This window comes from Micromonospora sp. CNZ309 (genome assembly GCF_002846525.1).
This window is the reverse complement of sequence record NZ_PJNG01000001.1, coordinates 5,405,230-5,425,872: the sequence shown is the minus strand read 5'-3', so window position 1 is coordinate 5,425,872 and position 20,643 is coordinate 5,405,230. Positions and strand designations below refer to the sequence as shown.

At 74.3% G+C, this 20,643-nt stretch carries 19 protein-coding genes and 1 pseudogene; 14 read left to right on the top strand and 6 right to left on the bottom strand.

Translation table 11 applies throughout. The features are described 5' to 3' along the window. Positions 1-51: 51 nt before the first annotated feature. The 3 genes from CLT72_RS23025 to CLT72_RS23015 all read left to right on the top strand — a co-directional run bounded on the left by CLT72_RS23025 (position 52) and on the right by CLT72_RS23015 (position 4,911). Positions 52-1,893 (top strand): GTPase domain-containing protein, encoded by a 1,842-nt coding sequence (locus CLT72_RS23025; RefSeq protein ID WP_101413552.1) that lies wholly within the window; start codon positions 52-54, stop codon positions 1,891-1,893. Then, a complete protein-coding gene (locus tag CLT72_RS23020; RefSeq protein ID WP_101413551.1) occupies positions 1,890-3,575 on the top strand; it encodes a GTPase in 1,686 nt (561 codons plus the stop codon). The genes CLT72_RS23025 and CLT72_RS23020 overlap by 4 nt, the downstream gene beginning before the upstream one ends. Before the next feature lie 115 nt (positions 3,576-3,690). Beyond that, the gene (locus tag CLT72_RS23015; RefSeq protein ID WP_101413550.1) at positions 3,691-4,911 is read left to right on the top strand and encodes a hypothetical protein; all 1,221 of its coding nucleotides are present in this window, start codon (positions 3,691-3,693) and stop codon (positions 4,909-4,911) included. Positions 4,912-4,939: 28 nt separating this feature from the next. Here CLT72_RS23015 and CLT72_RS23010 read toward each other — a convergent pair whose 3' ends face one another. After that, positions 4,940-5,533 (bottom strand): phosphatase PAP2 family protein, encoded by a 594-nt coding sequence (locus CLT72_RS23010; RefSeq protein ID WP_101413549.1) that lies wholly within the window; start codon positions 5,531-5,533, stop codon positions 4,940-4,942. A gap of 155 nt (positions 5,534-5,688) precedes the next feature. Then, positions 5,689-6,477: a hypothetical protein gene (locus CLT72_RS33010; RefSeq protein WP_486484312.1), complete on the bottom strand. Its 789-nt coding sequence runs from the start codon at positions 6,475-6,477 to the stop codon at positions 5,689-5,691. A gap of 541 nt (positions 6,478-7,018) precedes the next feature. Here CLT72_RS33010 and pdhA point away from each other — a divergent pair. The 5 genes from pdhA (at position 7,019) to CLT72_RS22980 (ending at position 14,193) form a co-directional block, all read left to right on the top strand. Next, on the top strand, positions 7,019-8,194 hold the full coding sequence (gene pdhA / locus CLT72_RS22995) for a pyruvate dehydrogenase (acetyl-transferring) E1 component subunit alpha (RefSeq protein WP_101413546.1): 1,176 nt from the start codon (positions 7,019-7,021) through the stop codon (positions 8,192-8,194). Then, positions 8,194-9,183, top strand: coding sequence for an alpha-ketoacid dehydrogenase subunit beta (locus tag CLT72_RS22990; protein ID WP_101413545.1), 990 nt, complete (start codon positions 8,194-8,196; stop codon positions 9,181-9,183). Before pdhA ends, CLT72_RS22990 begins: the two co-directional genes overlap by 1 nt. Before the next feature lie 5 nt (positions 9,184-9,188). Beyond that, complete coding sequence (locus CLT72_RS22985) at positions 9,189-10,637, top strand: dihydrolipoamide acetyltransferase family protein (RefSeq protein ID WP_101415336.1); 1,449 nt, start codon at positions 9,189-9,191, stop codon at positions 10,635-10,637. 259 nt (positions 10,638-10,896) lie between these two features. Beyond that, positions 10,897-11,034: a hypothetical protein gene (locus tag CLT72_RS32390; protein ID WP_165947779.1), complete on the top strand. Its 138-nt coding sequence runs from the start codon at positions 10,897-10,899 to the stop codon at positions 11,032-11,034. A 342-nt stretch (positions 11,035-11,376) separates the two neighbouring features. Further along, complete coding sequence (locus tag CLT72_RS22980; protein WP_101413544.1) at positions 11,377-14,193, top strand: LppU/SCO3897 family protein; 2,817 nt, start codon at positions 11,377-11,379, stop codon at positions 14,191-14,193. 166 nt (positions 14,194-14,359) lie between these two features. On the opposite strand, the gene CLT72_RS22975 is transcribed toward CLT72_RS22980, so the two are convergent. Continuing rightward, entirely contained in the window at positions 14,360-14,551 is a 192-nt protein-coding gene (locus CLT72_RS22975) for a DUF397 domain-containing protein (protein WP_101413543.1), read from the bottom strand. Between CLT72_RS22975 and CLT72_RS22970 the strand changes: the two genes are divergently transcribed. Beyond that, on the top strand, positions 14,544-14,774 hold the full coding sequence (locus tag CLT72_RS22970) for a hypothetical protein (RefSeq protein ID WP_144082313.1): 231 nt from the start codon (positions 14,544-14,546) through the stop codon (positions 14,772-14,774). The two genes, CLT72_RS22975 and CLT72_RS22970, sit on opposite strands and share 8 nt — an antisense overlap. A gap of 869 nt (positions 14,775-15,643) precedes the next feature. On the opposite strand, the gene CLT72_RS22965 is transcribed toward CLT72_RS22970, so the two are convergent. After that, a complete protein-coding gene (locus CLT72_RS22965; RefSeq protein ID WP_486484311.1) occupies positions 15,644-15,802 on the bottom strand; it encodes a hypothetical protein in 159 nt (52 codons plus the stop codon). A 363-nt stretch (positions 15,803-16,165) separates the two neighbouring features. On the opposite strand from CLT72_RS22965, the gene CLT72_RS22960 reads away from it, so the two are divergent. The 4 genes from CLT72_RS22960 (at position 16,166) to CLT72_RS22945 (ending at position 17,610) form a co-directional block, all read left to right on the top strand. Further along, positions 16,166-16,444 (top strand): hypothetical protein, encoded by a 279-nt coding sequence (locus CLT72_RS22960; RefSeq protein ID WP_101415335.1) that lies wholly within the window; start codon positions 16,166-16,168, stop codon positions 16,442-16,444. Then, entirely contained in the window at positions 16,444-16,701 is a 258-nt protein-coding gene (locus CLT72_RS22955; protein WP_101413540.1) for a flavin reductase, read from the top strand. The genes CLT72_RS22960 and CLT72_RS22955 overlap by 1 nt, the downstream gene beginning before the upstream one ends. A 214-nt stretch (positions 16,702-16,915) precedes the next feature. Continuing rightward, a complete protein-coding gene (locus CLT72_RS22950; protein WP_101413539.1) occupies positions 16,916-17,257 on the top strand; it encodes a hypothetical protein in 342 nt (113 codons plus the stop codon). Then, positions 17,254-17,610 carry a hypothetical protein gene (locus tag CLT72_RS22945; RefSeq protein ID WP_101413538.1) on the top strand — a complete coding sequence of 119 codons (357 nt, stop codon included), beginning with the start codon at positions 17,254-17,256 and terminating at the stop codon, positions 17,608-17,610. Before CLT72_RS22950 ends, CLT72_RS22945 begins: the two co-directional genes overlap by 4 nt. A 197-nt stretch (positions 17,611-17,807) precedes the next feature. On the opposite strand, the gene CLT72_RS33005 is transcribed toward CLT72_RS22945, so the two are convergent. Both CLT72_RS33005 and thyX read right to left on the bottom strand, forming a co-directional pair. Continuing rightward, positions 17,808-17,936 carry a hypothetical protein gene (locus tag CLT72_RS33005; RefSeq protein ID WP_486484310.1) on the bottom strand — a complete coding sequence of 43 codons (129 nt, stop codon included), beginning with the start codon at positions 17,934-17,936 and terminating at the stop codon, positions 17,808-17,810. A 259-nt stretch (positions 17,937-18,195) separates the two neighbouring features. Then, a pseudogene (gene thyX / locus CLT72_RS22935) lies at positions 18,196-18,279 on the bottom strand (FAD-dependent thymidylate synthase); the annotation flags it as partial. A gap of 470 nt (positions 18,280-18,749) precedes the next feature. Between thyX and CLT72_RS22930 the strand changes: the two are divergent. Further along, a complete protein-coding gene (locus CLT72_RS22930; protein ID WP_101413536.1) occupies positions 18,750-20,591 on the top strand; it encodes an NHL domain-containing thioredoxin family protein in 1,842 nt (613 codons plus the stop codon). Positions 20,592-20,643 lie beyond the last annotated feature (52 nt).

Genomic DNA, 20,643 nt, shown 5'->3' with positions numbered 1-20,643 from the left:
GTTCTTACCGATCGGTTGTCTTCCCTTGCGTCGGTCGGGCACGCTTTAGCGGTGACGACGCACGGCGATCCCGCCACCCCGGCCGGCACGCCCACCGTCGCAGCCCGCACCGGCCCCACGGACGCCGGGGAGGACCGGCCCGCCACCACCGGGGACGACAGCCTGCCCGCCGCGCTGGCCGGCCTGCGCGCCGCGATCGGGGCGGCCCGGTTCCCCCTCGCGCTGCCCTCCGCCGAGCCCGCCCGGCGCGCCGGCGGGAGCCTCACCGACCAGCTCGACGACTACCTGCTGCCCCGGCTGCGCCGGCTCGACGCGCCGCTGCTCGTGGTGGTCGGCGGGTCCACCGGCGCCGGCAAGTCCACGCTTGTCAACAGCCTGGTGCAGGCGCGGGTGAGCGCCGCCGGGGTGCTCCGCCCGACCACCCGTTCCCCGGTGCTGGTCTGCAACCCCGCCGACTCGGGCTGGTTCCGCAAGGGGGAGCTGCTGCCGGGCCTGGCCCGCACCACCGAGCCCAGCGAGGACCCGCGCACCCTGCAACTGGTCACCGCCCCGGCCCTGCCCGCCGGGCTGGCCTTCCTCGACGCCCCCGACATCGACTCGGTGGTCGACGCCAACCGGGCCCTGGCCGGTCAACTCCTGGCCGCCGCCGACCTCTGGCTCTTCGTCACCACCGCCGCCCGCTACGCCGACGCCGTTCCCTGGGAGCTGCTGCGCAGCGCGCGCGCCCGGGGCGCGGTCATCGCCATGGTGCTGGACCGGGTGCCCCCGGAGGCGGCCGACGAGATCGCCGCCCACCTGTCGGAGATGCTCGCCGCGCAGGAGCTGGGGGCGGCCCCGCTCTTCGTGCTGCCGGAGACCTGGGTCGACGGGCAGGGCCTGCTGCCCGACCGGGTCACCGCGCCGCTCGCCGCCTGGTTCGCCCGGCTGGCCGCCGACGCCGACGCGCGCGCCGCCGTGGTCCGGCAGACCCTGGACGGCGCGCTCGGCGCGCTGCACCCCGCGGTCGAAGGGCTCGCCGACGCCGCCGAGGAGCAGGTCACCGCCGCTGACGCGCTCGACGAGCGGGTGCTGGCCGCGTACCGGGGGGCGTACCGGACCGTCGAGCAGGGGCTGAAGGACGGTCGGCTGCTCCGCGGCGAGGTGCTCGCCCGCTGGCAGGAGTTCGTCGGCACCGGCGAGTTCTTCCGCACCATCGAGGCCCGCATCGGACGGCTGCGCGACCGGGTGGTGGCGGCGGTCACCGGCCGGCCCGCGCCCGCGTCCGAGCTGCGCGACGCGATCGAGTCGCAGCTGGTGACCCTGCTGCGGGGCGTCGCCGCCGAGGCGGCCGAGAACGCGTACACCGGGTGGAAGGCGCATCCCGCCGGGGCGGCGCTGCTCGAACCGGAGCTGGCCCGCCCCTCCGCCGACCTGCCGGAGCGGGCCGAGCGGCTGGTCCGGGAGTGGCAGCGGGGCGTGCTGGAGCTGGTGCGTGCCGAGGGCGGCGACCGGCGCTTCGTGGCCCGCACGGCCGCGTACGCGGTCAACGCCACCGGGCTCGCCGTGATGATCGCGGTGTTCGCCTCGACGGCGTTCATCCCCACCGGCCTGGAGGTGGCCACCGGGGCCGGCACGACCGTCGCCGCGCAGACCGTGCTCCAGGCGATCTTCGGCGACCAGGCCGTGCGTACGCTGGCCGCCAAGGCCCGGGCCGACCTGCTGGACCGGGTGCGGGCCCTGCTCGACGACGAGGCCGCCCGCTACCTGGACCGCACGGCGCAGGCCCGGCCCGCCGCGGACACCGCGGAGGCCCTGCGTGGCGCCGCCAACCGGGTGGAGATCGCGCGCCACCGCAGCGGCCTCGCCGGCGCGGCCGTCGCGGGCCTGCCCGGCACCGAGGGTGGAGGGTCATGACCAACATCGTCGGGCGGATGCGCGAGGCGTTCCGCGGAGACCAGCGGGTGGACGCCGACGCGCTCGTCGCCCGCCTCGACGCCGTACGCCGGTTCCTCACGGTCGTCGACGGGCACCTGCCGGACGCGCAGCTCGTGCCGGCGCACACCCTCGTCGAGCGGGCCGGCACCCGGCTGGCGCTCTCCCGCGACCACACCGTGGTGGCGCTGGCCGGCGCGACCGGCAGCGGCAAGTCCAGCCTGTTCAACGCGCTCGCCCGGATGGAACTCTCGACGGTCGGGGTGCGCCGCCCCACCACCGGCGTCGCGCACGCCTGCGTCTGGGGGCCGCTCGACGGCGGCAACCGCCTGCTCGACTGGGTGGGCGTGCTGCCCCGGCACCGTTTCGTCCGGGAGAGCGTGCTCGACGGCGACGACGAGTCCGCCCTGCACGGGCTGATCCTGCTCGACCTGCCCGACTTCGACTCGGTGCAGCGGTCCCACCGGTTGGAGGTGGACCGGCTGCTCGGCCTGGTCGACCTCGTGGTCTGGGTGGTCGACCCGCAGAAGTACGCCGACCGGGTCATCCACACCAGCTACCTGCGCGAGTTCCACCGGCACCGCGACGTCACCCTGGTCGTGCTCAACCAGGCCGACCGGCTGCCCCCGGCCGAGCTGCCCCGGGTGCTGGCCGACCTGCGCCGGCTGCTCGACTCCGACGGTCTGGACGGCGTACCGCTGCTGGCGACGACCGCCGTCGACCCGGCGGGCATGGCCGGGCTGCGGGAGGCGCTGGAACGCACGGTGGCCGAGCGGCAGGCCGCGCTGCGGCGGCTCCAGGGCGACGTGGACGCGGTGGTGGCCGGGCTCGACGAGTTGGTAGGGGACGCCTCGCCGGCCGGCGGGCCGGACGACGCCGCCGTCACCGCGTTGCACCGGGCGCTGGCCGGCGCGGCCGGGGTGCCGGCGGTCGCCGAGGCGGTCGAGCGGGCGTACCGGCACCGGGGCGCCGCCACCACCGGCTGGCCCCTGGTCCGGGGCTGGCGGCGGCTGCGGCCCGACCCGCTGCGCCGGCTGCACCTGCCGGGCCCCGCCGCCGACCGCGACGCACCGGCGGAGAGCCTCGTCGCCGCGACCTCGGTGCCCGACCCGACCGCCGCCCAGCGCTCGGCGCTCGGGCTGGCGATCCGGTCGGTGGCCGACCGGGCCGGGGCCGACCTGCCCGCCGCCTGGCCGACGGCGGTCACCGCCGCCGCCCGGTCCCGCCTCGGCGACCTGCCGGACGCGCTGGACCGCGCGGTGGCCGGCACGGACCTCGGCATGGACCGGCGACCGCTCTGGTGGCGGTTCGTCGGCGGCCTCCAGTGGCTGGTGACCCTGGCCGCGCTCGCCGGGCTGGGCTGGCTGGCGCTCGGCTACGCGCTGCGCGCGCTGGGCCTGCCGGCGCTGGAACACCCGATGGTCGGCGAGGTGCCGCTGCCCACCCTGCTGCTCCTGGGCGGCCTGCTCGCCGGGCTGCTGGTGGCCGCCCTGACCAGGCCGATCGTCCGCTGGGCGGCCCGCCGGGCCCGGCGCCGGGCCGAGCGGCGGCTCACGGCCGCGGTGGCGACGGTCGGCGAGGAACACGTGCTGACCCCGGTGCGGGGAGTGCTCGCCTCCTACGCCGAGGCCCGTACGGCGCTGGAGGAGGCCGCCGGGCGCTGAGCCGGAAATCCGGTTCCGTCGGCAACCGCAGGTCGGCGGCGTGCCGCCGCGACGCGGGCCGGACGCTCGGGTCGCTCGTACCCTCCCGGGGCGGGCGGCGGCGTAGGGTCGGTGGATGGGAACGCCTCAGACCCCGTACGACGCGGTGCTGCACGCCGCCCGCGACGTGGCCAAGCTGGACAACGCCCTCGACGCGGAGATGCTCGGCGCAGCCCTGCTCGGCAGCGTCTACTCGGTCGCCGAGACCGAGCGTGACGCCGCCGTCCGGGACTTCGTGGCCGGCTTCCTGGCCGCCACCTCCCGCCGCCGGTCGGCCGCGGCGACCACCATCCGCTCCGTCTTCGCCGCGCTGGTGCCCGACGCCGAGGGCGCCGGCCGGGTCCGGCCGGGCGCCGCCACCCCCGCCTGGGTCGCCCAGCTCGGCCGCGTGCACCTGACCGGCTGCTGGTCCTACGGCGACGTGTACGGCGACCAGAGCTCCTACCTGGCGACCTTCGCCTACGACGACCCGGCCGGCGGCTCGGCGCACGCCGTGGTGACGCTGCTCGACCACAACATCGGCATCACCAAGGACGTCTTCGTCGGCGGGCCGCCCGACCGGATCCTCGACCAGGTCCGGCAGATGTGCTCGGGGGACGAGCTGACCTGGTTCCGCGACGAGGAGCCGGCCAGGATGCGCGCCGAGGTGACCCGCCACCTGGCGATCACCGACGGACTGACCGAGCTGCCCGGGGAGGGCTCGCTCGCCACCGACCGCGCCCTGCTCGGCGCCCGGCTGGCACTGCTGCCCCGGGCGGCCGGGGCGGCCCCCGCGCCCGCCGAGCCGCTCTCCGCCGCCGAGCGTACGGACCTGGTCCGTCGCTTCCTCGCCTCGCCCGAGGCGGCCCGCTTCGGCCTGGACGCCATCGACGGGGCGGAGCTGGCCTCGCTGCACTTCTGCCTCAGCCTGCTGCTGGACCACGCGGCCAGCTTCCCGGACGCCGACCCGATGCGGTGGAGCCCCACCGTGGCCGGGCTCTTCCTGCTCGACTGGGTGCACCGGCGGGCCGTGCTGGACATGGACGACGCCGCGCTGCTGCCCCGGGTGCTACGCGCCTGGGCCGGGTACGCGGCCCGTAAGCGCGGGCTGCCCGAGCAGGCGGCGACCCAGACCGACACGGCCATCGAGGAGATGGTGCCGGAGTTCGCGCGCCTCTACAGCACGGGCGAACGCCGCAGCCCCGCCACGGCCGCCGTGGCGCAGCTCATGGCCGACGGCGTCGACCCGGACGACCCGGCGGCCCTGAACGCCTGGATCGAGGCCAACCGCCACCGCCTCACGGACGACCCGGCCTGACCCGCGCCCGCACCTGTACGCGGTTCCGTCAGCGGAGGGGGGCGAAGGTCAGGGCGGCCACCAGGGCGCCCAGGGCAAGGCCCGCGAGCACCTGGGGCACCGTGTGGTCGCGCAGGCGGACCCGGGACCAGCCGACCAGCACGAGCAGCGGTGCCGCCGCCAGCGACCCGGCACCGAACGTGACCACCAGTACGACCAGGGCGCCGGCGGCCACCGCCGAGTGGATCGACATCTTCCACCAGTGGCTGACCGTCACGGCGACCACCAGCCCGACGAGCCCGGCGGCGGCCAGGGCCAGCACCGGGCGCGGCGCGCCGAGCACCGCGAGCAGGGCCAGCCCGGCGGCGACCGAGCAGAGCCCGAACAGCAGCGGGACTCGGCGCTGCTCCCGTACGCCCACGTGGTGGTCGGTCAGCCGGCCCCGACGCACCCCGCCGAGGATGTACGCGAACGGGATGCCACTGACGAAGAGCGTGGCCAGCAGCCCCCAGGCCAGGCCGTGCGCGCCACCCCGGGTGCTGTGCCAGCCGACCGCCAGCGTCAGCGCCGAGACCAGCACGGCGGGCGCGGTCAACTCGGTGACGAACCGGGCGAGCCGGAGGGTCCGGCCGGGCCGGGGCACGGCGGGCTGCCGGGTCTGAGGCCCCGCGTCCGAACCGCCCGATCCGCTCAGCGTCCCGCCTCTGCTCCGCCCCGGGCCGCCGCCCGGGACCGTCCCCGTCCGCATCCGGCGCGCCGGCGGGACCGGGCCCCGTCGTGGATCACGTGCCGTCGACGTCACCGTACCCGCGAAGAACCGTCCCGGTGCCCGGTCCCGGCGGTGGAGCCGGGGTCGACGGTGGAGCCGGGGTCGACGGTGGAGCCGGGGTCGACGGTGGAGCCGGGGTCGACGGTCGGGCCGGGGTCGACGGTCGCGCTGGCGGTCGGGGCGTCCGGTGACGGGGGCGCGGGCGTCGCCGTCGGCCCGGGCGGCGGTAGCGAGAGGCTGCTCGTCGGCTCCACCGAGGTCGGCTCGGCGGTCGGCGTGGGCGCCGGACTCGGACTCGGCGACGGGCTCGGTGACGGGGAGGGCGACGGGGAGGGCTTCGGGGACGGGGTCGCCGGGGGCGGCGGGACCGGCCGGCCGCCGGGCCGGGGCGGCGGCGGGGGCTTCGGGCGCGCCGCCGGGGGCGGGGCCGGCGCGGCGACGATCGGCGTACGCGGGAAGGGCACGACGGTCCGCCAGTCGCCCGGGGCGGGCACGGCGGGGGACGGGGTCGACGGGGCGACCGGCGGCTGACCCGTCGCCGGAACCGGGATGACCACCGGGCCGATCGAGGGGGTCGGCAGGAACGGGGTGCTGGTGTCCGGCAGGGCGGTGCTGCCGACGGTGGCGGAGCCGGTGCTGATCGCCGCGAGGATCGGCATCGACGCCGTGCCGGCGAGCAGGGCCACCGTGAACAGGTAGCCCCGGGACGGCCCGCCCTGACCGGGCGCCCGGTGCGCGCCGACCAGGCGGCGGTAGCCGCCGGCGGCACGGTGCCGGCCGAGGAAGGGAGTGGCGGGATCTCGACCTGGCTCGGACACCACGCACTCCTCCTCGTCGCTCCGGCGGCGGACGGGTCGTACGGGACCGTCCGGCGCGCCGCCCCGACGCGCGGGAGCGGCAAACCGCCCGATGCGGGCGATCCCGTGCCAAACAGCCTGGACCAGTGACGCTGTGTCAGCCAACCCCGCACAGCGTGTCGACACGCGTATATGGCCGAACGGTGACGAACCACCGCCGGATCGGCCGGGCGTCGATGCAACGGACACCGGGCCCTTCGTGCGACGAAGCGGGCCGCCGCCCCTGCTGGGGGAAGGCGCACTGTGGGCACGCTCACGTGTGATGCGAATATGGACCACGACGGCAACGCAGCCACGACCTCCGCGCACCCTCGCGGCAGGCGCGGCTGGGCGCCGGCGCTCCCGATCCGGGTTCGGCCAGAATCCGGCTCACGCCGCGCGGCAACCCCCACCGGGGCTAGGCGCGGCCGCCAGGAACCCGTCCGGCACCAGCCGGGCAGGCGCACGAGTTGCGCGGCCGGGTGACCCCCCGGTGCCGACGCAGACAGACAGGGAGAGACGGATGGCAAAGGGCGACCCCGGGGTCTCCAGTCGCGGCCGACGGGCCGCACCCCGGTCCAGGAAGGGTGCGACCGGCGACCCGCAGCTGGTGCAGCTGCTCACCCCCGAGGGTGAGCGGATCGAGAGCGCGACCGGCCCGGACGGGACCGAGTACCGCGTCGACTTCACCGACGAGGAGTACCGCGGGCTCTACCGCGACCTCGTGCTGGTCCGCAAGCTCGACGCCGAGGCCACCGCGTTGCAGCGCCAGGGCGAGCTGGGCCTGTGGGCCAGCCTGCTGGGCCAGGAGGCCGCGCAGGTGGGCTCGGGACGCGCGCTGCGTACGCAGGACATGGCCTTCCCGACCTACCGGGAGCACGGCGTCCTCTACTGCCGGGGCATCGACCCGATCATGCCGCTCGGCCTGTTCCGGGGCGTCGACCAGGGCGGCTGGGACCCGAACGAGTTCAAGTTCAACATGTACACGATCGTGATCGGGGCGCAGACCCTGCACGCGACCGGATACGCCATGGGCGTCCACATGGACGGCAAGACCGGCACCGAGGACGGCGAGGCGGTGATCGCCTACTTCGGCGACGGCGCCACCAGCCAGGGCGACGTCAACGAGGCGTTCGTCTGGGCCAGCGTCTTCAACGCACCGCTGGTGTTCTTCTGCCAGAACAACCAGTACGCCATCTCCGAGCCGCTGGAGCGGCAGACCCGCGTGCCGCTCTACCAGCGGGCGGGCGGCTTCGGTTTCCCCGGTGTGCGGGTGGACGGCAACGACGTCCTCGCGTCGTACGCGGTGACCCGGCACGCGCTGGACAACGCCCGGCTCGGCCAGGGCCCCAGCCTGATCGAGGCCTACACCTACCGGATGGGCGCGCACACCACCTCCGACGACCCGACCCGCTACCGGATCGCCAGCGAGGTCGAGGCCTGGCAGGCGAAGGACCCGATCGCCCGGATGAAGGCGTTCCTGGAGAAGCAGCAGATCGCCGACGCGGACTTCTTCGCCGCCGTCGACGAGCAGGCCCGCACCGAGTCGGTGCACCTGCGCGAGCGGGTGCTCGCCATGCCCAACCCCGAGCCGGTGACGATGTTCGACCACGTCTACCCCAACGGGTCCCCCGAGCTCGACGAGCAGCGGGCGCAGTTCACGAAGTACATGGAGTCGTTCGAGGGGAGCGCCCACTGATGGCCACGGAGACGCTCACCCTCGGCAAGGCCCTCAACACCGGTCTGCGCAGGGCCCTGGAGAACGACCCGAAGGTCGTCATCATGGGCGAGGACGTCGGCAAGCTCGGCGGCGTCTTCCGGATCACCGACGGCCTCCAGAAGGACTTCGGCGACCAGCGGGTGATCGACACTCCGCTCGCCGAGTCCGGCATCATCGGCACCGCGGTCGGCCTGGCCATCCGCGGCTTCCGGCCGGTCTGCGAGATCCAGTTCGACGGCTTCGTCTACCCCGCGTACGACCAGATCGTGTCGCAGGTGGCGAAGATGCACTACCGCTCTCAGGGCAAGGTGCGGATCCCGATGGTCATCCGGATCCCGTTCGGCGGTGGCATCGGCGCGGTCGAGCACCACTCCGAGTCGCCGGAGGCGTACTTCGCCCACACCGCCGGCCTGAAGGTGGTGTCCTGCGCCAACCCGCAGGACGCGTACACGATGATCCAGCAGGCCATCGCGTCGGACGACCCGATCGTCTTCCTGGAGCCGAAGCGGCGCTACTGGGAGAAGGGCCCGGTCGAGCTGGACGCCCCGCTGGACTCGGCGTACCCGCTGCACTCGTCCCGGGTCGTGCGGACCGGCACGGACGCCACGGTGCTGGCGTACGGGCCGATGGTGCGGACCTGCCTGGACGCGGCGACCGCCGCCGCCGAGGACGGCCGGGAGCTGGAGGTCATCGACCTGCGCTCGATCTCCCCGCTGGACCTGGCCGCCGCGTACGAGTCGGTGAAGCGCACCGGCCGCTGCGTGGTCGTGCACGAGGCCCCGGGCAACCTGGGCCTGGGCTCGGAGATCGCCGCCCGGATCACCGAGGAGTGCTTCTACTCCCTGGAGTCCCCGGTGCTGCGGGTGACCGGCTTCGACACCCCCTACCCGGCCTCCCGGGTGGAGGAGGAGTACCTGCCCGACCTCGACCGGGTGCTCGACGCCGTCGACCGCACCTTCGGCTGGTGAGCGGCATGTCACGGATCAAGGAGTTCAACCTGCCCGACCTGGGCGAGGGCCTGACCGAGGGCGAGATCCTCGCGTGGCTCGTCAAGGTGGGCGACGTCATCGAGCTGAACCAGCCGATCGTCGAGGTGGAGACGGCCAAGGCGGCCGTCGAGATCCCGGCGAAGTGGGCCGGCCAGGTGCAGGCGATCTTCCACCCGGAGGGGAGCACGGTCGAGGTCGGTACGCCGATCATCGCGATCGACACCGACCCGGGCGCCGGGCCGATCGAGGAGTCGACGACCGGTGCGCTGGCCTCCGCCCTGCCCACCCCGTCGGCGGCGTCGCTGGCCGCGGTCGAGGTGGCGCCGGCCGAGGGTGCGGTCGAGCCGGGCCTGATCGGCGGTCCCGCCCCGGGCGGCCGTACCGCCGTGCTGGTGGGCTACGGCCCGCGTACCGCGGCGGCCAAGCGCCGCCCCCGCAGGGGCGACACACCGGTGCCGGCCCAGGCTGCGACGCCGGTCGCACCGACGCAGCCGGCCCCGGTGGTCACCGCGCCGTCGAACGGTCACGGACCGGCCGGTGGGCCCGTGCTGGCCAAGCCGCCGGTACGCAAGCTCGCCAAGGATCTCGGCGTCGACCTGTCCACGCTGACCGGGTCGGGGCCGCTGGGCTCGATCACCCGGGAGGACGTACAGCGGGCGGCGAGCGGGGCCACGGCGGTGGCCGAGCCGCTCGCGGTGTCGGCACCCGCCACGGCGGCCGCGAGCTTCGGCGCGGACCGCGAGCAGCGCATCCCCGTCAAGGGGGTACGCAAGCTCACCGCCGAGAACATGTCCCGCTCGGCGTTCACCGCGCCGCACGTCACGGAGTTCCTCACCGTCGACGTGACCCGGGCGATGAAGGCCCTGGACCGGCTCCGCGGCCGGCGGGAGTGGCGCGACGTACGGGTCTCGCCGCTGCTGCTGGTGGCCAAGGCGGTGCTGCTGGCGGTCAAGCGTCACCCGATGGTCAACTCGACCTGGGCCGGCGACGAGATCGTCGTCAAGGACTACGTCAACCTGGGCATCGCGGCGGCCACCGAGCGCGGGCTGATCGTGCCGAACATCAAGGACGCCGGCCGGCTCTCGCTGCGTGAGCTGGCGGACGCGATGACCGACCTGGTGCAGACGGCCAAGACCGGGAAAACCTCGCCGGCCGACATGTCCGGCGGCACGCTGACGATCACCAACGTCGGCGTCTTCGGGGTGGACACCGGTACGCCGATCCTGCCCCCGGGCGAATCGGCGATCCTGGCCTTCGGCGCGGTCCGCGAGATGCCCTGGGTGCACAAGGGCAAGGTGAAGCCGCGTCAGGTCACCACGCTGGGCCTGTCGTTCGACCACCGCATCATCGACGGTGAGCTGGGCTCGAAGTTCCTGCGCGACATCGGGGAGTTCCTGGCCGATCCGGAGGCGGCGCTGCTCGCCTGGACCTGACGGTCCTGACGCCAGCCGAACGGCCGGTGTGCAACGGGTTGACGCCCGGCACACCGGCCGTGTCCGTTTGGGGGCGTGCTCACGCCCGGCAGCGGACCGGCTCCAGAGACAGAGGATTGCGTGGGTCACAGGCCGCCCTCACCTTCGATTGTTCGGCTGGTGTCCCAGCTCACCTAATAATCGATGGAAGTTGGCGCCATCTTGGGGTTCAATGGAGACATCAAGGGGCTGACAACCGAATAGCCAGGAGGAGAGACCCGTGAGCATGATCGAGCGAATCCGTAACCGCCGCGACGCCAACCGCCGCGCCCGTGCCATCGAGCACGCGCTGCGCTCCGCGAACTCGCCCGCGGTCCGCGAAGAGATCCTCGCCATCGCCCAGCGTCACATGAGCTGACGCCCGGAACCTTCCTCACCTCCTCCAGATCGATGACCCGCCCGGTCCCCCCGGGCGGGTCATCGGCGTTTCGCAGCGGTTGGCACCGGGATTCCACCTCGCCCCAGCGCCCGGTACGGTGGGCTTCGGTCGTCGCCCGCCGACCCGGAACAGTCGAGTCGATAGAAGCCGCTCGACACCGTCCGGCCACGGGGAGTGACGGCCGTGCTCCCCGGACGCCCTCGGGTGGTCACCCGATACGGTGCGGGGAGCCGGCACGGCCGGTACACCGGCGACGCCGGCCACCCTGCCGAGAAGACCGATCGGCAGCGGCGGCCGACAGGTGATGGAGGAGGCGCACGCATGACGTCCGAGGGCACGCACCACCCCGGCCAGCAGCCGGACGAGGTGTCGCCGGGCGCCGGCGGACCGGCGCCGTACGGCGACCGCCCGGCACAGCAGGACAACGGCTACGGCGCCGGCGCCCCCGACCTGGGCTGGGCGCCCCCGCCCCCGTCGGGCCGACCGAACCCGCCGGCCTGGGGCCCGCAGGGTGAGCAGCAGCAGGCCCCCGCGTGGGCCGCCCAGGCACCGCAGCAGACCGACCCGGCCCAGCCCGGCCAGTGGGGGCCGCCCAGCGGATCGCCGCAGCCGGCGTGGCCCGGCGCGCAGGAGCAGTCCGGCCCGGCGTGGGCCGCCGCCGCTCCGCCTCCGCAGCAGCCGCCGCACGCCGGCCCGGAGCAGCCCGCCTGGGCGCCGGCCGAGCAGGCGTCCCCCGCCTGGGCCCAGCCCGAGCCCGCCGCCCGTGGCGCCGCCCGGGTTCCCCAGGCCGCACCCGCCCCCCAGCCCTGGCCCGCCCAGGACGACCCCGCCCGCTCCGGCGGCTGGAACGCAGCCGAGCAGCAGCAGGGCGAGCAGGCGCGTCCCGGCGCCCGGGCCGACGGTGCCACGCCGGACGACCGGCCCCCGCAGGCCGACTGGGCCGCGCAGCAGGACGACCCGAACCGCTCCGGCGGCTGGAACGCAGCCGGCCAGCAGCACGACGACCCCAACCGCTCCGGCGGCTGGAACGGCGGCGGCCAGCAGCAGGACGAGCAGGCGTCGCCCGCCTGGGCCCAGCCCGAGCCCGCCGCCCGTGGCGCCGCCCGGGTTCCCCAGGCCGCACCCGCCCCCCAGCCCTGGCCCGCCCAGGACGATCCCGCCCGCTCCGGCGGCTGGAATGCCGGGTCCCCTCAGGACCCGGCCGGCAGTTGGCCCCCCGCAGCGCAGCAGGACGACCCCAACCGCTCCGGCGGCTGGGACGGCGCCGAGCAGCAGCAGGGCGGGCAGCCCGGCTGGGACGCCGGTGCGGAGCAGCGTCCGGACGGAAACTGGACCGCGCCCCGCGACGACCAGCCCCAGGGCGACGAGTGGTCGGCCCGGGACGAGCGCTCCGCACGGGGTGCCGCCTCCGCCCCCCCGCCGCAGCCCGACGACCGGGACGCCAACGGCTGGGGCGCCGCACAGCCCGCCTCCACCCCGCCCGGCCGCGCATCCGTCCCGATGCCCGGCGACGGTGGGCAGCAGCCGTGGGGTTCCGCCCCGGAGAGCCTGCCGCAGCGGGGTGCCAGCGGCGAGCGCCCGGCCGTACCGGACGTCGAGCCCTGGTCTGCCGACGAGGCGTGGGGTCGCGCGGAGACGGGCGAGCCCGCACCGGCCCAGGCCGGCAACGGCTGGGAGCCGGAGCGGGCCGAGGAGCCGCCGATCTACCAGCCCGCACCGGGGCCCGGCATCTCGCCGGCCAACGCCGTGCCACTGCCGCCGCAGGAGCAGCGGGTGCCCGGCGCGAGCCTGGCCGCCACGCCGCCCGCCGACTACGCCCCGCCGGCCCAGTTCGCCCCCGAGCAGCCGGGCCGCGACGGCACCCCGCAGGCGTACGAGCAGGAGCAGCCGGGCTGGGCCCAGGCCGGCTCCCGGCACGACGAGCCGCAGTCGCCCGCCGGGCCGGTGGTCCCCGCACCCCGTACCTCACCGGAGGCGGGCGGGCGGGCTTCCGTGCCGTCGCCGGAGGCTGCCGACCCGGCGGCCGGCAGCGTGTCGGCGAGCGCCTCGGTGCCGCTGGCCAGTCGGGTCATGCCGCCCACCGACCAGGCCCTGCGGCCGGTCGGCACGCCGGCGCCGCAACCCCGGGTGTACGGCAGGCCGGCCCGCCCCGAGCCGGCGGACGAGCCGGAGCAGGACGCCCCGGGCGGGCACCGGCCCGACCACCCGCCGGCGCCCAGCTTCAACCAGGGACCGGAGCCGCGCTTCGGGCAGGGGCCCGACCCCCAGTTCGAGCAGGAGCCGCGCTTCGGCCAGGGGCCGGATCCCCGCTTCGACGAGCCGCGCTTCGGCCAGGGCCAGGACAACCGGTTCGGCCAGGGACCGGACGAGCAGTTCGACCGGAGCCCCGACAGCCGGTTCGACCAGGGTCCGGAGGCTCGCTTCGACGACCGCGACCGGGCGCCGAGCGGAACCGCCGTCTTCGGCGCGGTCGCACCGATGGCGCCCGCCTCGCCGGCCGCGCCCTCGGCCTTCCCGCCGGGCGTGCCGTCCTTCGTCGACCCGCCGGCCAGTGACCGGCCGGTGAACGGGGTCCGGCCGCACGACAGCGCGGACCGGCCCGCCGACCCGTTCGGTACGCCGTCCGCCGCCGGCGCGGCACCCGGCTACGGGCCCGCCCCGACCGCCGCGCCCACGTCGGGCGGCGCGTTCCCGGCGGCGTTCCCGCCGCCCCCGCAGCAGCCCGGCCCATGGGACCAGGGCGGCCCGGAGCAGGAGCAGAACCGCTTCGACTCGTTCAAGCCGATCGCGGAGCCGAAGGCCGAGCCGGCCCCCACGCCCAAGGTCCGCAACGGCCGGGTGCTCGCGGCGGTGCTCGTCGCGGCGGTGCTCATCCTGGCGGTACCCCTGGGCCTGCTCATGCTGCTCGGCAAGGTCGGCGGCGACGACCCGGCCCCGGCGTTCGACCCGACGGTCGGCAGCTGCGTGAAGAAGTCGGGCGAGAGCGCGGCGGCGGCGCAGTGCGGCGAGGCGGGCGCCTTCACCGTGGTCTCCAAGGTGGACGCCAAGGACAAGTGCGCCGACCCGACCCAGCCGTACGTGGAGCTCCAGGGCGGCGGGACCAACCGGGTGCTCTGCCTCAAGCCGGCAGGCCAGTAGCAGACGAAATACGACGGTGGGGCCACGGTTTCCCGTGGCCCCACCGTCGTGTTCAGCGGCCGGCAGCGCCGTGGAGCGGATGCCGACAACGGCACTGCCGGTCGTACGGAAACGAAAGGCGCCCGCCCCGAGGGTCCGGGGACGGGCGCCTACGGAAGCCTGATGGTCAGGGCCGTTCGGCGACCTGGGCGACGAAGGCACGCCAGGCGGCCGGGGCGAAGACAAGGGCCGGACCGGTCGGGTCCTTCGAGTCGCGGACCCCTACTGCACCGGGAAGATTGCCGGCGACCTCGACGCAGTCGCCGCCGTTGCCGCCGCTCTTCGTGCTCTTGCGCCACCGCGCGCCGGTCATGTCCATGATCTCGCCGCTTCTTGTGTCCAACCCTATCCGTCTGTATGTCGCGGCCCCGGCCCTCTCTGCCGCCGCGTTGACTGCCGCGACCGCCTCCCTGCTCGCCGCCGGCTTCCTGGTTACCTCGGCAACCATCGCCGACACGGTCGACCCTAACGACCTCCTCACCGTCGTGGCCGACGACCTGGCCGCCGCCCAAGTCGCACTCGACCGATCGCCGTGCAGATGACGCGAAGACCGACAGCGCTGGCGCTGTGGCGGCGCGTCACTCAACGCGAGAGCGCCCGCCCCCCACTTGGGGACGGGCGCTCTCGCGCGCCGGGGCAGTCGGCAGCGCCCCGACCTGCGATGCCTACACCGCAGGGCGAAAATCTCCGTCACTGCGTTGACTCACTCCTGCGGGCAGGACCTACACTCGGGGTGTAGCGCGTTGCAGCGCCTTAGCGCTACAACGCGCTACACCGGAATAAAGGTCAGTCGCCTAGGGCCTCGACAACTCATGGCGACGGCTTGCGGTTGCTGGTGGTGGGCTCGTTGACCCCTGGGTCAGACGGGTCCACCCCGCGCGAACTCCCTGATAATGCTGGCGACTTTCAGCGCCCAGTACGTTACTTGCAGCAAGATTGCGGTGCCCAGGCCTCTGCTCTGCCACTTGCTCGGCACAACATGCGGGATCAGGGCCATCCTTCTGCTCTGATGCTTCCTCCTTCGGCTCGACTTGATCACCTCCCTTCGGCCCCTCATGCGCCGTGGGGCGCTGACGACCACGGTGGGTCAGGCGATGACCTCCTTTGCATGAGCAGCGCGCGCCGCCCTCGATGCGGGGTTGGGTAGTCGAACCCAACCTGTAGGCGACTTACGCTGTTTCCACTGGTGCATCCATTGCAGACGGTCGCGGGTCGGAGGTCAAGTTTGCCGGCGGTTTTGACGCGTCACCCGACTCCGTCGGCGCAAGCTCCGGACTGCATAGGGATGCATAGGGCCGCGTGGAGCGCGTCGGCCGGCATCAGCCTGTGCTAGACGTCACAGTGCGCCTGGGACGCAGGAGCGCCTGCGGGCCACCCCTCTCTCGGCGATAGACCCGTCAGCTTCCTGACTTCAGCCGGGCTCTTCGTCCGCGAGTCTCTGTCCACGCCGCTGCGCGTAGGCCCGAACCTCGGCGGCATCCCAGATGCGTCCGACGGTCAGCGTGTCGATGGGCGCGGGGAAGTCCGGCCGGTCGACCAGGATCGCGGCGCGCTGGCGCGAGACGCCCAAGTGGTGGGCAACCTCTGAAAGCGCCATAACTCGCACAGGCGGACCTTCCGGCGACAGGAGTAGGCAACTTGTCACCGAGGGGGTTGACTACCTGTCAACAGTCAGTCAACGTAACGGTATGCCCACGCGCCGTACACACAAACCCATGTCGCTCGCCCCACGCCGTCGCCGAACCTGGCGATCGCTATGGCGCCGTTGCTCGTGTGGCCTGTCGGCTCCCTGCCCAGGCCGAGCCGCACCTGCCCCTGCCCGCGCGACCGCCCGCGCCCCGCGCTGGAACGCCCCGACCCGCGAGGTCGACACCATCGGCCGCGCCGGGCGCCTGACCCGCGCCGGGGTCTACCGCGCGAACGGGAGCCGGTGGTGAAGCTGAAGGCCGGCGACGTCGTCCGCCTGACCCCCGCCGCCTCGCCACAGTTCGTGAACCCGATCTTCGTCCGCGTGATCCGCGAGATTCCCGAGCGCTACACGTATGACGGGTGGTTGTGGTTCGAGGGCTATCAGCTCGACGCGAAGGGCGCCGCCGTGGCGAAGCGGGAACTGTTCGTTCTGTGCGAGGGGGTGCGGTGGCAGCGACCGGCGCCCGCGCGCCCTGCCGCGTCCCGCCGGCCGATCCGCCGGATGCCCGTGAGGGTCGGCTGATGGACCGCCCCCGCCGCATCCTGCCGCACCTGCCGTCCCGGCCTACCTGGCGCTGCCAGTCGTGCGGGATCGCGTGGCCGTGCTCCTCGGCGAAGCTGCGTCTCCTCGGCGAGTACCGCGAGAACCGGACGGCCCTGATGGTCCACTTGGCGACGCTGAAGGCCGAGGCCGCCGAACAGCTCGCCGAGCTGGACAGCAGCACGCCGCCGGCTGACCTCGACCGGCGCTTCCTGCACTGGGCGACGCCCGTTCTTTAACCCCTTGGCCGCCCCGGGGCCGGCCCGTGAGGCACCGGGCCTCTTTCCATTCCCCGCGTCGGCCGCCCAGGGGCGGTGTCGGCCGACGCGGTCAGCCGCCCCGGAGCCACACGGGCGCGGCTCCCCGTGGCCGGGGCCCGCGTGTGTCTCTTCCGCGTAGGCCCCGGCCCCGGGTCGCCCCACCGCCCCGCCACGCCCCGTCGAGAGGTCCGCCATGCCCGCCCCAATCCCCGAGAGCTGGACGACGGGCGCTCGCGAGACCTTCGAGGCCGTGACCGACGAATGCCCCGACCTGACCGCCGCTGAGGTTGCCGAGCTGTTCCACGCCTGTGCGTTGGGGAGCGCCGCCGAGCGGCTGGACGCCGTTGCTCTGGCCGCCGCCATGGTCGCCCGAGGATCGACCGGGCAGCTGACCGTCCACCCCGCCGCGATCGAGGCACGCCTAGCCCGGATGGCCGCCGCGCAGATTCTCGGCCGGCTGCACAAGCCCGCCCACGGGTCGCCATCCGAGCGGGCCCGTCGCGCCGCGCGGGCCCGGTGGAGCGGTGACCGATGACCAACCCGAAGATGCGCCGCCGCAAAGCGCTGCGAGCCGACATCGAGGCGGTCCCGGTTGTCCGCCACGGCGACGCCCTGGCCGCCGACTTCCGACCCGCCGACTACGTCACCCCGCCGGCCGCCGGCTGGACGGCCGCGACGTTGTGGGCCGCCGCGTGGGCATACGCCGTAATCCATGGCGACGATGCTCGGGGTAACGCCCGCGTCGCCTTCCGCGCCTTCGCCCGCGCCTACGACCGGGCCCGGCATCTTGAGCCCAGCTCGACCCACGCGGTCGTCCGCCAGGGCGTCGAGGCCCGGCTTCGCGGCGTCGACTACGCCGAAAGCCGGCCCGAGGCAGTCTCTTTGTAGAACGTGGTCTTCGGGAGGTGCCGGTGGGTGACCATCACGTCGGCGAACTTCTTGTGCAGGTTCATGACCCGGTTCGAGATGAACCCCTTGCACGACCCGCACCCCTCGCCGACGAGCGATCGGCAGGTCACCGACGCCGGGCACGTTGAAGCCCCCGGCCGCCGGGGTGATCCGGTCAGCCGGGGGCTTCCGCCTCGCTACCGCCTCCGCTTCCCACCCATGAGCAGGTAGAGCGCGGTGATGACGGCTCCCCCAACGAGGATGGCGGTCCCGACGGACGGGTGCATCAGCGCCAGGTAGGTGGCACCGCCGCCCGCCAAGAGCACGACTAATCCCCGGGTGGACAGGTCCTCCGGTCCAGAGGAGTTATCACGATCCGTACTCTTGCGGCGCGACACGTTGTAATTACTGGGGGACCTCTTACGTCGATTATTGGGCCGACGTACAGTGCTCATAGCGAGTCACCTGCTTCTTCTTGGCGGAGGAACTGGGAGATTTCGTGACACAGCACCCGTTGGCGCGGGTGTTACCTACGACGGCACCCGTTGGCGCGGGTGCCGTCGTCGTTTACCGGTAGGTTCGGTCGCCCTCGGCGTCGGTCGACCACGGCACATCGTCGGGGGCCTCGAAGTGTGTCCACGCGATGAGCTTGACCTTGGGCTGCACCATCTCCGGCATGCCCTTGACTGTAGTGGCCCGGCAGTCGCGGGGAAAAGTTGGGCTCGCGGGCCGGCGAGGCTTACTAACTGCGGGCACTCTCCACTGTCGAACCATGCTCGGCGGCAGGTGTCCAACATCTCCGCAGCCTGACGACAATCAATATCTATGTATGCGAAGGACCCTTTATCCCTAGGGCGGTTCGGGGTAAGGGGCCCTTCTGCGTTCACGCGCCTGTGAAGCCTCCTCGGCCACAATCTCGGCGAGCCGCTGAGCTTCGGGGTCGGCGAACTCGCCCATCGTGAAGCGGACGTCTGCCGGCGTCGTCCGTTGCCGAGGCTCGCGGCGGACGAAGACCCGGACGCCGGCCGCCTCATGCCGCTAAGCAAGCGCGACGAGGATCCCCCGGCGCGGCCGAGGATCCTTGTCGTCCGGGTCACGGCGCCCGGCTCGGCCCAGCGCGACGTGGCAGGCTGACAGCCATGGGAACGACACCGCGCGTACGTGCCCCCGAGCTGCGGGGCCGGAAGTGGCTGAACACCGGCGGGCGAGAGCTGAAGCTGTCCGATCTGCGCGGCAAGATCGTGATCGCCGATTTCTGGACCTTCTGCTGTATCAACTGCCTGCACGTGCTCGACGAGCTGCGCCCGCTGGAGGAGAAGTACCGCGACGTCCTCGTGGTGATCGGCGTGCACTCGCCGAAGTTCGAGCACGAGAAGGACCCGGACGCGCTGGCCGCCGCCGTGGAGCGGTACGGCGTGCACCACCCCGTGCTCGACGACCCCGAGCTGGAGATGTGGCAGCAGTACGCGGCCCGCGCCTGGCCCACCCTGTCGGTGATCGACCCCGAGGGCTACGTGGTGGCGACCATGGCCGGCGAGGGTCACGCCGAAGGGCTCGCCCGCCTCGTCGACGACCTGATCGCCACCCACGAGGCGAAGGGCACGCTGCACCGGGGCGACGGCCCGTACGTCCCGCCGGCCGAGCCGGAGACCACGCTGCGCTTCCCGGGCAAGGCGGTGCTGCTGGAGAGCGGCAACCTGCTGGTGTCCGACTCCGCCCGGCACTCGCTGGCGGAGCTGGCGCCCGACGGCGAGACGCTGGTCCGCCGCATCGGGGCGGGCACCCGGGGCCGGGCCGACGGTCCCGCCGGGGCCGCCACCTTCTCCGAGCCGCAGGGGCTGTGCCTGCTGCCGGCGCACACCGCCGAGGTGGCCGGCTACGACCTCGTGGTCGCCGACACCGTCAACCATCTGCTGCGCGGCGTACGGCTGGCGGACGGCGAGGTGGTGACCGTCGCCGGCACCGGCCGGCAGTGGCGTTCCACGGTCGACGACCACTCGCACGACGCGCTCTCGGTCGACCTCTCCTCCCCCTGGGACCTGGCCTGGTACGACGACAAGGTCGTCGTGGCGATGGCCGGCATCCACCAGCTCTGGTGGTTCGACCCGGTGAAGCGCACCGCCGGCATGTACGCGGGCACCACCGTCGAGGCCCTGCGCGACGGTCCCCTGGCGGAGGCGTGGATGGCGCAGCCGTCCGGCCTCTCCGTCTCCGCCGACGGCACCCGGCTCTGGGTGGCCGACAGCGAGACCAGCGCGATCCGGTACGTCGAGAACGACGTCATGGGCACCGCCGTCGGGCAGGGCCTCTTCGACTTCGGGCACGTCGACGGGCCGGCGTCGGAGGCGCTGCTCCAGCATCCGCTGGGGGTGTGCGCGCTGCCGGACGGCTCGGTGCTGATCGCCGACACGTACAACGGGGCGGTCCGCCGCTTCGACCCGGAGAGCGACCGGGTCTCGACGGTCGCCGACGGGCTCGCCGAGCCGAGCGACCTGGTGCTCACCCCGTCCGGCGAGGTGCTGGTGGTGGAGTCCGCCGCGCACCGGCTGACCCGGCTGGCACCGGGCGCGCTCTCGGCGGCCGGCGCCAGCACCGTCGACGGCCCCCGGCACCGCACCGAACGCAAGCCCACCGACGTGGCGGCCGGCGAGGTGACCCTGGACGTGATCTTCACTCCCGCGCCGGGGCAGAAGCTCGACGAGACGTACGGCCCGTCGACGCGGCTGTTGGTGTCGGCGTCGCCGCCGGAGCTGCTGGTGGAGGGCGCGGGCACCGGCACCGAACTGTCCCGCCGGCTGGTGGTGAACGGTGACGTGGCCGAGGGCGTGCTCCAGGTGACCGCCCAGGCGGCGACCTGCGACGCGGACGTCGAGCACGCGGCCTGCCACCTGACCCGGCAGGACTGGGGCGTGCCGGTCCGGGTCGTCGAGGGTGCCGCCGCGCGGCTCCCGCTGGTGCTCCGCGGCCTGGACGACGCCTGACGCCCGGTGACGGCCCGACGCCGGGCGGGTCCCGTCCTTCGCGGGACGGGGC